The 12,822-nt window shown below is 63.8% G+C and carries 16 protein-coding genes and 1 tRNA gene; 12 read left to right on the top strand and 5 right to left on the bottom strand.

The genetic code is table 11. The annotated features are described in order from the left end of the window. Nucleotides 1-202: 202 nt before the first annotated feature. A protein-coding gene (locus ABD154_RS14800; protein ID WP_137826983.1) for an IS3 family transposase occupies nucleotides 203-1,437 on the bottom strand; the annotation gives its coding sequence in 2 pieces (ribosomal slippage) (nucleotides 203-1,128 and nucleotides 1,128-1,437; 1,236 coding nt in all). A 126-nt stretch (nucleotides 1,438-1,563) separates the two neighbouring features. Here ABD154_RS14800 and ABD154_RS14795 point away from each other — a divergent pair. From ABD154_RS14795 to ABD154_RS14765, 7 genes are all read left to right on the top strand, one after another. Beyond that, complete coding sequence (locus ABD154_RS14795; protein ID WP_344251524.1) at nucleotides 1,564-1,713, top strand: hypothetical protein; 150 nt, start codon at nucleotides 1,564-1,566, stop codon at nucleotides 1,711-1,713. Between the two features lie 14 nt (nucleotides 1,714-1,727). After that, complete coding sequence (locus ABD154_RS14790; protein WP_137825438.1) at nucleotides 1,728-2,501, top strand: aspartate racemase/maleate isomerase family protein; 774 nt, start codon at nucleotides 1,728-1,730, stop codon at nucleotides 2,499-2,501. 32 nt (nucleotides 2,502-2,533) lie between these two features. Beyond that, the gene (locus ABD154_RS14785; protein ID WP_250786243.1) at nucleotides 2,534-3,013 is read left to right on the top strand and encodes a MarR family winged helix-turn-helix transcriptional regulator; all 480 of its coding nucleotides are present in this window, start codon (nucleotides 2,534-2,536) and stop codon (nucleotides 3,011-3,013) included. 94 nt (nucleotides 3,014-3,107) lie between these two features. Further along, on the top strand, nucleotides 3,108-3,728 hold the full coding sequence (locus ABD154_RS14780; protein ID WP_137825439.1) for a DsbA family oxidoreductase: 621 nt from the start codon (nucleotides 3,108-3,110) through the stop codon (nucleotides 3,726-3,728). Then, nucleotides 3,725-4,213 (top strand): nucleoside deaminase, encoded by a 489-nt coding sequence (locus ABD154_RS14775; RefSeq protein ID WP_137825440.1) that lies wholly within the window; start codon nucleotides 3,725-3,727, stop codon nucleotides 4,211-4,213. The genes ABD154_RS14780 and ABD154_RS14775 overlap by 4 nt, the downstream gene beginning before the upstream one ends. 36 nt (nucleotides 4,214-4,249) lie before the next feature. Continuing rightward, complete coding sequence (locus ABD154_RS14770) at nucleotides 4,250-4,570, top strand: DMT family transporter (protein ID WP_137825441.1); 321 nt, start codon at nucleotides 4,250-4,252, stop codon at nucleotides 4,568-4,570. A gap of 42 nt (nucleotides 4,571-4,612) precedes the next feature. Beyond that, nucleotides 4,613-5,041 carry a DMT family transporter gene (locus tag ABD154_RS14765; RefSeq protein WP_137825442.1) on the top strand — a complete coding sequence of 143 codons (429 nt, stop codon included), beginning with the start codon at nucleotides 4,613-4,615 and terminating at the stop codon, nucleotides 5,039-5,041. 881 nt (nucleotides 5,042-5,922) lie between these two features. Here the strand turns inward: ABD154_RS14765 and ABD154_RS14760 are convergent. Beyond that, on the bottom strand, nucleotides 5,923-6,414 hold the full coding sequence (locus ABD154_RS14760; RefSeq protein WP_137825443.1) for a YajQ family cyclic di-GMP-binding protein: 492 nt from the start codon (nucleotides 6,412-6,414) through the stop codon (nucleotides 5,923-5,925). A 159-nt stretch (nucleotides 6,415-6,573) separates the two neighbouring features. Here ABD154_RS14760 and ABD154_RS14755 point away from each other — a divergent pair. Continuing rightward, nucleotides 6,574-6,655, top strand: a tRNA-Tyr gene (locus tag ABD154_RS14755). Nucleotides 6,656-6,731: 76 nt separating this feature from the next. Here ABD154_RS14755 and ABD154_RS14750 read toward each other — a convergent pair. Beyond that, entirely contained in the window at nucleotides 6,732-8,345 is a 1,614-nt protein-coding gene (locus ABD154_RS14750; protein ID WP_344251523.1) for an MFS transporter, read from the bottom strand. Nucleotides 8,346-8,431: 86 nt separating this feature from the next. On the opposite strand from ABD154_RS14750, the gene ABD154_RS14745 reads away from it, so the two are divergent. After that, a complete protein-coding gene (locus ABD154_RS14745) occupies nucleotides 8,432-9,022 on the top strand; it encodes a TetR/AcrR family transcriptional regulator (RefSeq protein ID WP_137825445.1) in 591 nt (196 codons plus the stop codon). Between the two features lie 46 nt (nucleotides 9,023-9,068). On the opposite strand, the gene ABD154_RS14740 is transcribed toward ABD154_RS14745, so the two are convergent. Together ABD154_RS14740 and ABD154_RS14735 are read right to left on the bottom strand one after the other, a co-directional pair. Continuing rightward, complete coding sequence (locus ABD154_RS14740) at nucleotides 9,069-10,433, bottom strand: MFS transporter (protein WP_137825446.1); 1,365 nt, start codon at nucleotides 10,431-10,433, stop codon at nucleotides 9,069-9,071. A gap of 123 nt (nucleotides 10,434-10,556) precedes the next feature. Then, on the bottom strand, nucleotides 10,557-10,772 hold the full coding sequence (locus tag ABD154_RS14735; protein ID WP_111473052.1) for a heavy-metal-associated domain-containing protein: 216 nt from the start codon (nucleotides 10,770-10,772) through the stop codon (nucleotides 10,557-10,559). Between the two features lie 227 nt (nucleotides 10,773-10,999). Here ABD154_RS14735 and ABD154_RS14730 point away from each other — a divergent pair, with 227 nt between their 5' ends. From ABD154_RS14730 to ABD154_RS14720, 3 genes are read left to right on the top strand one after another with little or no spacing between them, the layout of a single operon-like run. Further along, nucleotides 11,000-11,218, top strand: a complete 219-nt coding sequence (locus tag ABD154_RS14730; protein WP_212743309.1) for a ferredoxin — start codon at nucleotides 11,000-11,002, stop codon at nucleotides 11,216-11,218. Continuing rightward, the gene (locus tag ABD154_RS14725) at nucleotides 11,215-12,474 is read left to right on the top strand and encodes an NAD(P)/FAD-dependent oxidoreductase (protein ID WP_137825447.1); all 1,260 of its coding nucleotides are present in this window, start codon (nucleotides 11,215-11,217) and stop codon (nucleotides 12,472-12,474) included. The genes ABD154_RS14730 and ABD154_RS14725 overlap by 4 nt, the downstream gene beginning before the upstream one ends. A gap of 18 nt (nucleotides 12,475-12,492) precedes the next feature. Beyond that, the gene (locus ABD154_RS14720; RefSeq protein ID WP_232623868.1) at nucleotides 12,493-12,744 is read left to right on the top strand and encodes a CDGSH iron-sulfur domain-containing protein; all 252 of its coding nucleotides are present in this window, start codon (nucleotides 12,493-12,495) and stop codon (nucleotides 12,742-12,744) included. Nucleotides 12,745-12,822 lie beyond the last annotated feature (78 nt).

Raw genomic sequence — 12,822 nt, 5'->3', positions numbered from 1 at the left:
CAGAACCCGTGGCTGCTTAGGAAACCAAGAAAAAGAGCCTCTACGAAACCCGGGGCTTGACACAGGGGTCGGTCCAGGTGGCTCAACTGAGCCACCAATCACGTCGCGATTCATGGTGGCAACGCTTGCCTCAAAGAGCGACACGAATGACCTAGTAGACATGGGGCCTTGACCCTCGATCGTGGACACGGTGTCGGTTCGGTTATGCCGCTTCCGCGAGGGTAGCGGATGCGGCGGCTTCGTAGGTGTTCGGGCTGATGTTGCCGATCGCGGAGTGGCGTCGGCGGGTGTTGTAGCGGTTCACCCAGCGGAACACGGCCCGGTAGGCGGTGGCCTGGTCCGGGAACGCCGCGCGTCCGGCGAGGAGCTCACGTTTGAGGGCGGCGTTGAAGCTCTCCGCGAGTGAGTTGTCGGCACTCGTCCCGATCGCTCCCATGGACTGGATGACCTTCAGGTCCTTGCAGAGCTTGACGTAGGCCTTCGAGGTGTAGACCGAGCCGTGGTCGCTGTGGAAGATCGCGCCGGCCAGTGAGCCACGCTCGCGGGCCGCGGCGCGGAGGGCGTCCTCGACGAGCTCGGTGCGCATGTGGTCGGCGACCTGCCAGCCGGCAAGCTTGCGGGAGCCGAGGTCGATCACCGAGACGAGGTAGAGGTTCGAGCCGTCCGCGATGGGCAGGTAGGTGATGTCTCCCACGTACCTGCGGTTCGGCTCGCCGACCGTGAAGTCGCGTTCGATCAGGTCCGGGAAGCGCCTGCCCGACTGGTCCGGGATCGTCGTCTTCACTCGGCGTCGCAGCCGGATTCCGGCGAGCTGGTGCTCGCGCATCACCCGGGCGACCCGCTTGCGATTGACCCGTTCGATCGGCGCGACGCCGTCGTTGAGGTCAGCGGTGATCCGCGGTGCACCATACGCGCGGTCGCCGCCCTGGTCGGGATCCTGCAGCACCCGGATCCGCGCCGCCAACGCCGCGTCCGCAGCGTGACGCTTGGCTCGTCCTGGCGCGGCTGCGAGCCACGCGTAGAACGAGGATCGGGCGATCTGAATGACCTCACACAACCGCTTCACGCCGTAGGCGTCCTTGTGGTCCTCGACGAACTGGAAGCGGTTCACCAGTTCGTCTCCCCGGCGAAATACTTCGCCGCCTGACGGAGTATGTCCCGCTCCGTCTCGAGCTTGCGGGCCTCGGCCTTCAGCGCTGTGTTCTCCGCTTCGAGCCGGGCCACCCGCGCCGCCTGCGACTCCGGCCGCGGCCCATCAGGCACCGCCATGCCACCGCCGACAGTCGTCCCGGAGCCGAGCTTGTCGATCCACTCCTTCAACGCGCCCCGCGAGACCCCAAGATCGCCCGCGATGCCCTTGAGCGTCGCGCCAGGCGTCGACTCGTACAGGTCCACCGCCCGCCGCCGGAACTCGTCGGTGTAGTTCTTCCTTGCCATCCTTGGATTCTCGCTTCCCCAGCATCGTGCTGGAATCAGCGTGTCCAAGATCAGGGGTCAAGCACCGTCCTCCGCTTCAATCCCAGCGGCGACGCCATCGAACAGCGCAACAGTGACAGCACGAGGATGATCTATAGCGGCGAGCAACGCTCCTACGTCGATCCGGACATGGACACACTGCTCTCGCTCATCGCGGCCAAGCACCCCAAGATGGTCACCGACTACGGACGCACTCCGACCTCGCTGAGCCTGGCCGGAACGACGTTGCCGAACTAGAAAGGAAAGGACATATGTGGAAATACGACGGTTGGGAATCCGACTTCAAACTCGGAATCGTCACCCCTCACGCCGACATCGGCCCGGAGGCTGAAGCCCAGGCGATGCTCGCCGGCACACGCAGCACCATTCACGGAGCACGCGTGGACTTCAGCCCGATGCACCCAGGCGGGACAATCGACGAGAAGATCGCCCATGACCCGGTCTTGCAGTTCATCGCTCCAGATATCATCGACCGCACGGTCGACAGCCTCTCCAGCTCGCCCTTGGACGCCATCGGACTGGCCTTCACCAGCTCCTCGTTCAAGATCGGAGCACACCGTGAGCAAGAACTGCTCACACGCCTGGCAACGGTCAGCCACGGCATCAAGCTCGACACCACCGGTACCGCGGCCACCGCCGCGATCCGAAAGCTGGGTCTGAAAAAAATCGCTATCATGGCGCCGTCCTGGTTCGACGACGACCTCTGCCGAGCCGGCGAGGCCTACTTCCTCGACCAGGGCATCGACATCATCTCCGCAACCCCCAGTGGCCCTACAGGAGGCCCGCTGACCATCACTCCGGCGGCCACTGCCGCAGCAGTGGAGGAACTGGTCGCGGCGACCGGCGCTCAGGCAGTGTTCGTCGCCGGCAACGGACAGCGAGCCATCGGAGCGATCGACCATCTGGAGTCCATGCTCGGCATCACGATGCTCACCGCCAATCAAGTTCTCTTGTGGTCAAGCCTCGACGGCACCGACCTGAGGTCCCGGGTGAGAGGATACGGATGCCTATTTGACGCGGGTTGACTCAGAAGGGCGCCCACGATAGTGTTACGTGCATGTACATGGAATCATCTGAGGCAGCAGACACCCCCCCGGCCCGCAATCTGAGCACGGCATGGGCGCAGGTCACGGCGATCGTCGCCGCGGTGGACGCGACACTGGGCAAATGGCTCGTCGATAATTACGGCATCGGTCTGACCGAGTATCGTGCAGTCCTGCATTTGAGCAGAACCTCGGACCGGGAGTTGCGTATCACCGAGCTCGCCCACAGGGTCGGCCTCAACCAGAGTTCTGTGACCCGGCTCGTCGGCCGCATGGAGGACAAGGAGCTCGCGTTCCGGGACGCCTGCCCCGACGACGGGCGCGGGGTCTACGCCGTCATTACCGAGAAAGGCCTCAACTCCGTGGCAGAGATCCGCGAACCCTACGAAGCGAAGATCTGCGAACTCCTCAGCGGGGCAGCCAGGCAGTACCCGCAGTTGGACCTCGGTGACCTCGACCGTTCCTTCGAGACCATCAGCAAGCTCGTCTCGTAAGGTTGCCAACCCTGGAGAAGGAGGGGCGATCTCTACCGTTATATATGCATGCACATACAAACAGAATACATATTGAACCGAAAGGATGACCACCATGACTACGAAAATCGATGTCTTCGTCGACTACGTCTGCCCCTTCTGCTTCCTCGTCGAGGGAGCGATCGAGGAACTCAAGCGTGACCGCGACGTCGACGTGACGATCCGGCCCTTCGAACTGCGACCGGATCCCGTTCCCACTCTGCGCCCCGAGGACGACTACCTGCCGCGGATCTGGAGAGACGCCGTCTACCCGATGGCCGACCGGCTTGATGTTCCCATCACCCTGCCGACGATCTCTCCCCAGCCGCGCACGGAGAAGGCGTTCATGGTGCTGCAACTGGCCCAGGAGCAGGGCAAGGCCGAGGCGTACTCCGAGGCGATGTTCAAAGCCTTCTTTCAAGACGACCGGAACATCGGTGAAGATGAGGTGATTCTCGACGTGGCGGTTTCGGTCGGACTCGATCGGGCGGAGGCCGAACAGGCCCTTCGCAGTGAGGAACGACGTGCCCGGCAGCAGGCAGATCAGGACTACGCGGTCAACGCCGTGGGCGTCACCTCCGTGCCAGGCATCATGGTCGAAGGTCAGCTCCTACGCGGGGTGCCCAGCGCCGCTCGGCTGAAGAAGACTGTCGACACGCTCGTCGAGGGCGCGACGGCCGCCGAGGGCCGATCATGACTTCCGTCCCATCGGATGTCCTCGTCCAGGTCATGGATGAGGCGGTCGAGAGGTGCCTCGAGCATGTCGAGGCCGGAGGGTTGCCCTTCGTCGGCGTGCTCGTCGACGGCAGCGGCGTCATCTCCGGATTCGGCGTCAACCGGGTGCGGGAAACCGGTGACCCGACCGCTCACGCTGAGATCGTCGCCATGCGCGAAGTGCTCAACGCAAATGACCGCGACGACCTCTCCGGCACCACGCTGGTGGCCACCGGAGAGCCCTGCGGACTGTGCTATCGCTTCGCGATCGATCACGGCGTGGACGCCATCTACGTCGCCGTCGATCGCGACACCGCTGCCGAATGGGGCTTCGACTACCGCACCAGCTACCCCTCGCTGGGCATCACCGAAGAGCTCCGGTCCCACCTCTTCAACCACCTTCCGACAGAACGGGGAAATGAACCGTTCTCCCGCTACTTGCACACACAGACCAATTACGGACGCTGACCAGCGTCCGAATGCACCCTTGAAAGGACAACCATCATGAGCTGGCTCTACCTCGGCATCGCCATCATTTTCGAAGTCGCCGTCGGCATCTCTGCCGGAAAGGCGCAGGGCTTCACCAAACTTTGGTGGAGTATCGCCACCCTCGTCAACGGCGGCATCGCCACCTTCTTCCTCAGCCTGGCCCTGCTGACCTTCGACGTCGGCGTCGGCTACGCGCTCTGGACCTCCCTGGCCGGTGTCGGCATCGTCATCCTCGGCGCACTCTTCCTCTCTCAGAAGCTGACTTGGAAGAAGCTCCTGGGCATCGGCGTCGTCATCGCCGGCGTCGTCGGCCTCAACCTCGCCGGCACTGCCTAATCCCGCGTTCACTTCACCCATCTCGAGAAAGGAATCTCACCCATGACTTCCACCGCAGCTCACGAGACCACCACTGTCGAAACGACTGAGAAAAAGGCCGGCGCCTGGTTCGCCCTCCTCCTGGCCGGAGTATTCGAAATCGGATATGCCCTCAGCGTCAACGGCAGCGCGGGCTTCACAGACCTCACCTGGTCCCTCGTCGCGATCGTCTTCTTCCTCTTCACGCTGTTCTTCCTCAGCGTGGCCCTGAAAAGGATTGATGTCGGCATCGGCTACGCCGTCTGGGCCGGCATCGGTGCGGTCGGGGCCGCCCTGCTCGGGCCGGTGTTCTTTGACGAAACCCTCACCCTGGTTAAGGCCTTCTGGCTGGCCGTCATCATCGGCGGAGTGATCTGGCTCAAGCTCGCCGACAGCCCGAAGCTTGAGAATAAGGACGACACCGCCACTACCTCCCCGGACCTGCATCAGTGACCTTGGCTCGGCCCGCCCCCGCCCGCACCGTGGCTCGAATCGCCACGGCCGCCGGCGGGGGCCTCGCCGCGTTCTACACCTTCTACACCACAGCGCCGAGCACTCTCGACGCACTCGGCATGTCAGCCGGAGCCCAGATCAGCATCGTGATGCTGATGGTGGTGGCCATCCAGCCACTCCTGCTCCTGGGGCGGAACTGGGTCAAGAACCGTCGCTTCGTCGTGACGATCGCACTGGCGTGCATGGGCCTGGGAAGCGCGATCCTTCCGGTGGCAGTCCACTGGCCAGGCTTGATCCTTCTCGGGCTCGGTGTCTGGCTCGGCGCCGGCTCAATGTTCTGTTCGCGATGGTCAGGGCCGAGGCCTTCTACGAGGCGAAGACCCCGGCTGCTGCTTGACAATGAATGTAACGGGCGTCTCACAGCGGCGTGCAGGTCGAGGATCCGAAGTGCGGGTCGAAGCGGACTTTCCGTGTCTCGGAGGAGCTGGTGGAACTCATATAAGCGCTTATTGCTACTTACCGGATTCGTGAAGATGACCGCTGCCAATGGCTGTTAACTGACGGCGGGACTCTGTTCCAGCGGGGGAGAGGCGGCCACTATTGGCGGGAAGCTCGATCGAAGTGCGGTATGGAAGAGTACACGTTTCATGACCTCTGGAACTTATATGCTTAGGGCCTCATCGCCTCAGGCTGCGACATGGTGACCGTGCATCACGCGATTAGACACTTGGCGCCGTCACCCGCGTTATACCGGTGCTCAAATCTATGGCCGAACGCGGACGACAAACCCCGCACCGCCGGCACCGCCCTGATGGACTCAGTTATCCTTCTGCGGACTCTGTGCAGACTGGAACGGGTTCTGCCTTGCAATCTCGCGGAGACTAACGGTAGTTCGTGAACTGCAGGTCGACGTCGAGGTCCTTGCCCTTGAGGAGGGCGATGACCTCCTGGAGGTCGTCGCGCTTCTTCGAGCTCACGCGCAGCTCGTCGCCCTGGATCTGCGCCTTGACCCCCTTGGGTCCTTCGTCGCGGATGATCTTCGAGATCTTCTTCGCCTCGTCCTTGTCGATGCCCTCCTTGAGAGAGGCGTCGATGCGGTACTCCTTGCCCGAGGGGTAGGGCTCACCCGAGTCGAGGGACTTCAGGGAGATGCCGCGCTTGACGAGCTTCGATTGGAAGACGTCGAGGACGGCCTTGACGCGTTCGTCGCTGTTGGCCTTCATGAGGACGGCTTCGCCGCTCCACGCGATCGAGGCGTCGGTGCCACGGAAGTCGTAGCGGGAGTTGACCTCCTTCGCCGCCTGGTTGAGGGCGTTGTCGGCCTCCTGGCGGTCGACCTTGCTGACGATGTCAAACGATGATTCGCTGGCCATGGAAGCTCCTTCTTCAGGTGAGAGTGATGCCGGTCGGAACCCGTGCCTGGTCTGCAGACGAGTCTAGTCGAGAGGGGCCGGTGTGACCTGCGTCAACCGAGTTGGCAATCGCGACACGGGCCTAGTATTCTTCTTGAGTGCTCTTCGAGCGCCAACTGCGGCAGATTGCCCGAGCGGCCAAAGGGAGCTGACTGTAAATCAGCCGGCATTGCCTTCGCAGGTTCGAATCCTGCATCTGCCACGCAGACTCACAGGGCCCGATGTTCAGCGGAAACGCGTGACCATCGGGCCCTGTGGCGTTCTCTGCGGGCGTGGAATCACTTGCCGGTGGGCTGCACGTGTCGCAACCGTGTGGCGGCAATGATCGCAGTCAGCGCAGCGATGATCGCCGAGATGACAGCGGCAGCGTTGAGGCCGCTGCTGAACGCCTGCTGCGCTGCTTCGACCAGCGCATCACCGAGCTGGGCCGGCAACTCGGACGCGACAGCGAGAGCGCCGTCGACTCCGGATTCGGCTGTTGCCGCGGCCTCGTCCGGGAGGCCGTCGGGCAGGAGTTCGGAGATTCTCGACCGGTACGCGAACACCCCGATGCTGCCGATGATGGCCACACCCAGAGAGATTCCGAGGTCATTGGCCGTCGTCGCCAGGCCCGATGCACCGCCGGCCTTCTCCGGCGGCACTGATCCGACGACGAGGTCGGTCGTCAGCGCCATCGCGGGCGCCACTCCCGGATATGTCAGCGCGAAGCTGGCAATCACCAGGGCCAGTCCAGTGCCCTCATCCAGCTGCGTGAAGATGCCGTACCCGACCACCTGCGTCGCCAACCCGATCGCGATGACATTCCCCGGTCGGAATCGTCGGGCGAACACCGGCGCCAATGTCGAGACGACGATGAGCACAACCGCGGCCGGGAGGATCGCGAATCCGGCCTGTAGAGGCGACAGTCCCTGCACCGACTGAAGGTAGGTGGTGAACAGGGAGTAGACCCCTCCGAGCGCTGCCGCAGAGAGCATGAACACGATGAGGGCGGCGCTGACTGTTCTGTTGGCGAACAGCCGCACATCCAACAACGGTCGCTCGGCACGCAGCTGCCGGATGACGAACCACAGGCCCACCAGCGCTCCCGCGATCAGCAGGCCGATCGACGGGCCCGCGGGCTCCTGCGCTGCGAAACGCTTGATTCCGTAGATGATGGCCAACAGCGAGGCGACGAGGAGCACGGCACTGAAGAGGTCGATGCGGGCGTTGGGATCCCTGTGCTCAGGAAGGAGCAGGGGGGCACCGATCGCCACCAACACCATGACAGGGACGGCGACGAGGAAGGTCGCCTGCCAGCCGAAGCTCTCCAACAGGATTCCGCTGAGCAGGGGTCCCAGCGCGACACCGGCTGAAATTCCGCCCGCCCAGACGCCGATGGCAATTCCCCGTGCTTTGGCATCGGCGAACATGACGAAGATGAGGCCGAGAGTTGAGGGCACCATCATCGCTCCGAACAGCCCCAGCACGGCTCGCCAGGCGATCATCATGCCCGGATCGGTCGTCATCGCGGCCGCGATCGAGATCGCGCCGAACCCGATCGCACCAATGACCATGAGCAGCCGTTTGCCGACACGATCACCGACGACGCCCATGGCAACGAGGAATCCGGCCATGACGAAGCCGTAGATGTCGAGGATCCACAGCAGCTGAGTGCTCGTCGGCTCAAGGTCTATGGCCATGCTCGGCGCTGCCAGGAAGAGAATGGTGAGCATCATGAACAGCAGTGTCGACGGCAGGACGAGTGTCGCCAGCCCCCACCACTGCTTGGCTCCGGTGCGTGCCGGTGCCTGCGGGTCGCCGGTCATCGGGCACCCCCATAGCTGTGTCGTGAAGTTTTCATGATCAGTCCTCCTTCGATTCGGACGACGGGCCATTGGCCCCTGATAACTCATGCATCTGAGTACGAGTTATAACCGTGATACTATCTCATTCATTCCCGTACGAGTTAGTTTTCTGATCCGATTTCCGAGGTGAGCCGATGGCTGCGAAGAACAATGAATCCAAGCAGGCCAACCAGCGTGCCGACGCCCAACGCAATCGTGCGGCGATTCTTGCCGCAGCGCCTCGAGCGCTGCGGAAGAACCCGGATGCGTCGATCGCTGAAATCGCCGCGGAGGCGGGAGTGGGGAGAATGACGCTCTACGGGCATTTCAAGAACCGCGCCGAGCTCCTCGATGCCGCGCTGTCCGATGCTTTGGAGCGAGCCGAGGCCGTCCTGTCCGCAGTTGACATCGACGGCGAAGCGGCCGGGGCGTTCGCCCGCCTGATCGAACCGAGCTGGACGCTGCTCGATCAGGTGAGCACTCTGCTGGTGGCGGCTCAGAACGAGATCCCGGCCAGCCGAATTCGCGAGATGCACGAGAAGGCTGAGGCGCGATTGCGGGGGCTCCTTGAACGCGGTCGTTCTCAAGGAGCGTTTCGCAGTGATCTTTCCGTCGAATGGCTGCTCGCCGTCACCCACGCGGTGATGAACGCCGCTGCTGAGGAATCAGCAGCGGGCAGGCTCGATCCGAAGGAGGCGACTGGTTACATCGTCGCCGTTCTGCTCAGCGCATTCGCCGCGGACTGAGAGCTTGGAGTCCTCGCGGATCCGGGAGGGTGGCCGATGAAGCTCGTCAGATCGGTTTGACACAGCCGCACTGAGCCTCGCGCAGGGTGGCCTCGCCTCTGTTGTCGACTGCCGCACGCTCGTCGACCGAGCACACCCCGTCCGCGCCCCGATGGTTGGGCGCGTCGACTTCCGACCCTGTGCTGTCGATCCCGCTGGGTTCGGGGTCGGCCTCTTCGAGGGGGTGCGAGGGCCAGAGCAGAGGTGCCGTGATGGCTCCCGCGATGGTGAGCATTGCCAGCACGCTCCAGGCCCAGCCCAAGCCGAAGGTGGTGCCGAGCCAGCCGGCGATCGGGTAGGTGATCAGCCACGCAAGATGCGAGAGCGAGAACTGCGCAGCGAACGCAGCGGGCAGTCCCGAATCACTGACCGTGCTGCGGATGACTCGTCCGGTCGGGGTGACGATGAGAGCCATCCCGGCGCCGATGAGCACCCAGAGCGGCGCGGTGATCGCCCATTCCGCAACCGCGGAGAACGCCATGACGACTGCGCCGATCATGCTCACGGACAGGACCGCGGCACCGACGAACATGACCGTCCGATCGGCGACGCGGTCGAGGATCGGCGGAATCACAAGAGCCGCGATGAGAGTTCCCATCCCAGAAGCGGCGAGCATCCAGGCGACATCGGCCTGTGTGCCGCCGAGGATATCGCGGACATAATTGACTGTGTTGACCACTACGATCGACCCTGCACCGGCCACAGCGAAATTGAGTGCAAGGATGCCACGCAGCTGAGCGGTGGCGAAGAACGTCGCCGCCCCGGCAGACAGTCTGTCCCAGACCCGAGACTGCCCGGTGTCGGCGGCATTCGGGATGCGTGTGGACAGCACGAGGCCGGCGGAGACGATGAAGCCGATCGCTGTGCCGATGAAGAGCCAGTTGAACGTCATGAACGTCAGCGCTACCGCTGCGAGGACCGGGCTGAGGAGGCTCTCCATGGTGTACGCCACCTGAGAAGCCGACAGCGCACGGGTGTACTGCGACCTATCGGTCACGATGTCAGGGATCACAGCCTGAAACGTCGGAGTGAATGCCGCTGAGGCGGACTGCAGCACTCCCACGAGGACATAGATCTGCCACACCTCGGTGACGAAGGGCAGAGCGAGGACGACACCCGCCCGGACGACATCGAGGACAGTGAGGAAGGCTCTCCGCGGGAGCCGGTCGGCGTAGGCACCGGCGATGGGAGCGATGACGACGTACATGACCATCTTGATCGTCAGGGCCGTCGCGAGAACTGCCCCTGCGCTGGGACCGGAGAGGTCATAGGCCAAGAGGCCGAGCGCGACGGTGGCCAGCCCGGTGCCGAACAGGGCGATGATCTGAGCGCTGAACAGGTGCCGATAGTCGCGAATCGCGAAGAGCTTCATTGTGGGGCCTCCTGGAATCGGGCAATGGTGTGCGAGAGGTGGTGACAGGCGCGGTCCTGACGTGACGAGCCCCGGCCCGAGCCGGTGATCACCGTGGTCGGGCCGGGGCTCACTCAGCAGAGTTCACTGCCGGGTGTCAGCGAATCTGTAGCCGGCGCCTTCGACGGCGGCTTGGACGGCTTCATCGCTGACCGGCTGGTCGGCCGTGAGAGTGATCCCGCCGGTCGACAGGTCGACATCGACATCGGTGATGCCGGGAATCTGCTCGACGGCCTCGGTGATCTTGCCGGCGCATCCGCCGCAGGTCATTCCCTCAACCACGTAGGTGTTCGTGCTCATTGCTGTGGACTCCTTCTCTCGACTGGTTCCCAGTCGTTCTCGGTACTCATAGCCCACGGAAACCCTTGGGCGCGGGAGCGGGCGACGTCGGCGGCAAGGGGAAGGGCGCCACCGAACCCGTACTCCGTTGCAGGACTTCCGCTTGCGAAGAACACTATACCCCAGTAGGGTATAAATCAACTCGTACTCGGATGAACGATTTCGAGTGAGTTCAGGAAAGGACAGTGATGAGGGTGAGAATCAACGTCGATCGAGGGATCTGTGCGTCCAATGGACTGTGCGCACTCAGCGCCCCCGAGGTCTTCATGCTGGACGACGATCTCGTCCTGCACTACGACCAGCGTCCTGATGAGGTGTGGCTCGACGATGTCAGGGCCGCCATCGAGAGCTGTCCGGTTCGCGCGATCACCTTCGTGGAGTTCGGCGCCGGTGGGGGACAGCCATGAGTCGCTGCGGCTGGGAGAATCAGCGCGTCGTCATCGTCGGCAGCGGCCTCGCGGGGTCTCGCGCATCGACAGCACTGCGCAAGGCGGGCTTCAGTGGTCATATCACGATCATCGATGGCGATGGCGATGCTGATCATGATCGTCCTCCGCTGACCAAGGGCCTGCTCAAGGGCACGCAGCGGGAAGCCGACATCCGGTTCGCGCGGGCCGACAAGCCGACTGCTGACGCCTTCATCGCGAAGACTGTCGTCGCCTCCTCGATGCGCGAGAGGCGCCTGTTCCTCGACGACGATTCGACCATTCGCTTCGACGGGCTCATCATCGCCTCGGGTCTGCGTCCGAAGCGTCTCTCCCATGGGATGGGTTCCGCTGATGTGCCGAGCGTCCGCACTCTGCGTGACGCGCAACGGCTGCGTGCGACCCTGATGAAGGGGCGGGGGCGGTCGGTCGTCATCGGCGCCGGGTACATCGGCACCGAAGTCGCAGCCGCCGCCCGGTCGAGAGGTTGGCAGGTCGACCTCCTCGCTCGCACGGCCCAGCCGCTCGAGCATGCACTCGGGCGCCCGGTCGGTCAGTACATCGGCGACATCCACTATCGCCATGGAGTCAATCTCATGCCGGAGTGCACCGTGACGGAGGTCGCCAGGACCTCGGACGGCTTTCGCGTCGACGTCGACGGTCGGCGATCACTCGATGCCGAGCTCGTCGTCGCCGCAGTCGGCTCCCTGCCCAACGTCGACTGGCTCGCGGGGGACGATGTCCTCATCGACGACGGTGTGCGAACCGACAGCCGACTGCGTGTCCTCGACCGCTCTGGAAAGCAGTGGACTGCCGTGGTCGCCGCCGGTGATGTCGTCCGCTGGCCGCACCCGCTCTTCCCCGTCGAAACCGTGCGTGTCGAGCATTGGTCGAACGCCGCGGAGCAGGCCGCAAGCGCCGCGCGGGTCCTGCTCAGTGAGCTCGATGGGCGCGAGCACCCTGCCCAGCATGACCCCGTCCCCACGTTCTGGTCCGACCAGTACGACCAGAAGATCCTCGCCGTCGGAATGCCCCACCTCGCCGACCGCGTGGCCATCGCCGAAGGCAGCCCGGCTAGCGGGCGGTTCGTCGCCGTCTACACACTCAACGACTACCTCGTCGGGGCGGTCGGGGTCGGCAGTGCCTCGAGCCTGGCCCGTCATAGGCGGGTCATCGCCGAGGAGGGCGCGGCAATTCGCGCCGGAACCTTATCCCCTGGGCCGGGCCCAGGGCACTGATATCAGGGAGGAAAGAACATGAGCATGACGCCGGGATCCGAGGGCTCCACCCCTCCGACCGCAATCAAGGTCGTCGACGACGGACCTCTCCAGGTCAAGGGAACATTCCAGGTCACTGACGGCGGCGGTGGAATCTACGAGGTCCAGCACCGGGCGGTCTTCCTCTGTCGGTGCGGACATTCCGCTGCCAAGCCGTTCTGCGACGGCAGTCACAAGCGGCACGGTTTCACCGATGCCGGTCGTGCGGAGGATCACGGAGAGAAGGACTAGATTTATACCCTAGGGGGGTATAGTATCCATGAACCGAGCGAAGGGAGAGACGGGTGCCCACAATGGAGATCACTGCAC

This window comes from Brevibacterium sanguinis (assembly GCF_039528855.1).
GTDB classification, from domain to species: Bacteria; Actinomycetota; Actinomycetes; order Actinomycetales; family Brevibacteriaceae; genus Brevibacterium; species Brevibacterium sanguinis.
This window is presented reverse-complemented; position numbering and strand designations above follow the sequence as displayed.

Excerpts from the sequence above, each read along its gene's own strand:
- ABD154_RS14795 (WP_344251524.1), top strand. The coding sequence starts at position 1,564 with ATGATCTATAGCGGCGAGCAACGCTCCTACGTCGATCCGGACATGGAC.
- ABD154_RS14790 (WP_137825438.1), top strand. The coding sequence starts at position 1,728 with ATGTGGAAATACGACGGTTGGGAATCCGACTTCAAACTCGGAATCGTC.
- ABD154_RS14785 (WP_250786243.1), top strand. The coding sequence starts at position 2,534 with ATGTACATGGAATCATCTGAGGCAGCAGACACCCCCCCGGCCCGCAAT.
- ABD154_RS14780 (WP_137825439.1), top strand. The coding sequence starts at position 3,108 with ATGACTACGAAAATCGATGTCTTCGTCGACTACGTCTGCCCCTTCTGC.
- ABD154_RS14775 (WP_137825440.1), top strand. The coding sequence starts at position 3,725 with ATGACTTCCGTCCCATCGGATGTCCTCGTCCAGGTCATGGATGAGGCG.
- ABD154_RS14770 (WP_137825441.1), top strand. The coding sequence starts at position 4,250 with ATGAGCTGGCTCTACCTCGGCATCGCCATCATTTTCGAAGTCGCCGTC.
- ABD154_RS14765 (WP_137825442.1), top strand. The coding sequence starts at position 4,613 with ATGACTTCCACCGCAGCTCACGAGACCACCACTGTCGAAACGACTGAG.
- ABD154_RS14760 (WP_137825443.1), bottom strand. The coding sequence starts at position 6,414 with ATGGCCAGCGAATCATCGTTTGACATCGTCAGCAAGGTCGACCGCCAG.
- ABD154_RS14750 (WP_344251523.1), bottom strand. The coding sequence starts at position 8,345 with ATGAGTTATCAGGGGCCAATGGCCCGTCGTCCGAATCGAAGGAGGACT.
- ABD154_RS14745 (WP_137825445.1), top strand. The coding sequence starts at position 8,432 with ATGGCTGCGAAGAACAATGAATCCAAGCAGGCCAACCAGCGTGCCGAC.
- ABD154_RS14740 (WP_137825446.1), bottom strand. The coding sequence starts at position 10,433 with ATGAAGCTCTTCGCGATTCGCGACTATCGGCACCTGTTCAGCGCTCAG.
- ABD154_RS14735 (WP_111473052.1), bottom strand. The coding sequence starts at position 10,772 with ATGAGCACGAACACCTACGTGGTTGAGGGAATGACCTGCGGCGGATGC.
- ABD154_RS14730 (WP_212743309.1), top strand. The coding sequence starts at position 11,000 with ATGAGGGTGAGAATCAACGTCGATCGAGGGATCTGTGCGTCCAATGGA.
- ABD154_RS14725 (WP_137825447.1), top strand. The coding sequence starts at position 11,215 with ATGAGTCGCTGCGGCTGGGAGAATCAGCGCGTCGTCATCGTCGGCAGC.
- ABD154_RS14720 (WP_232623868.1), top strand. The coding sequence starts at position 12,493 with ATGAGCATGACGCCGGGATCCGAGGGCTCCACCCCTCCGACCGCAATC.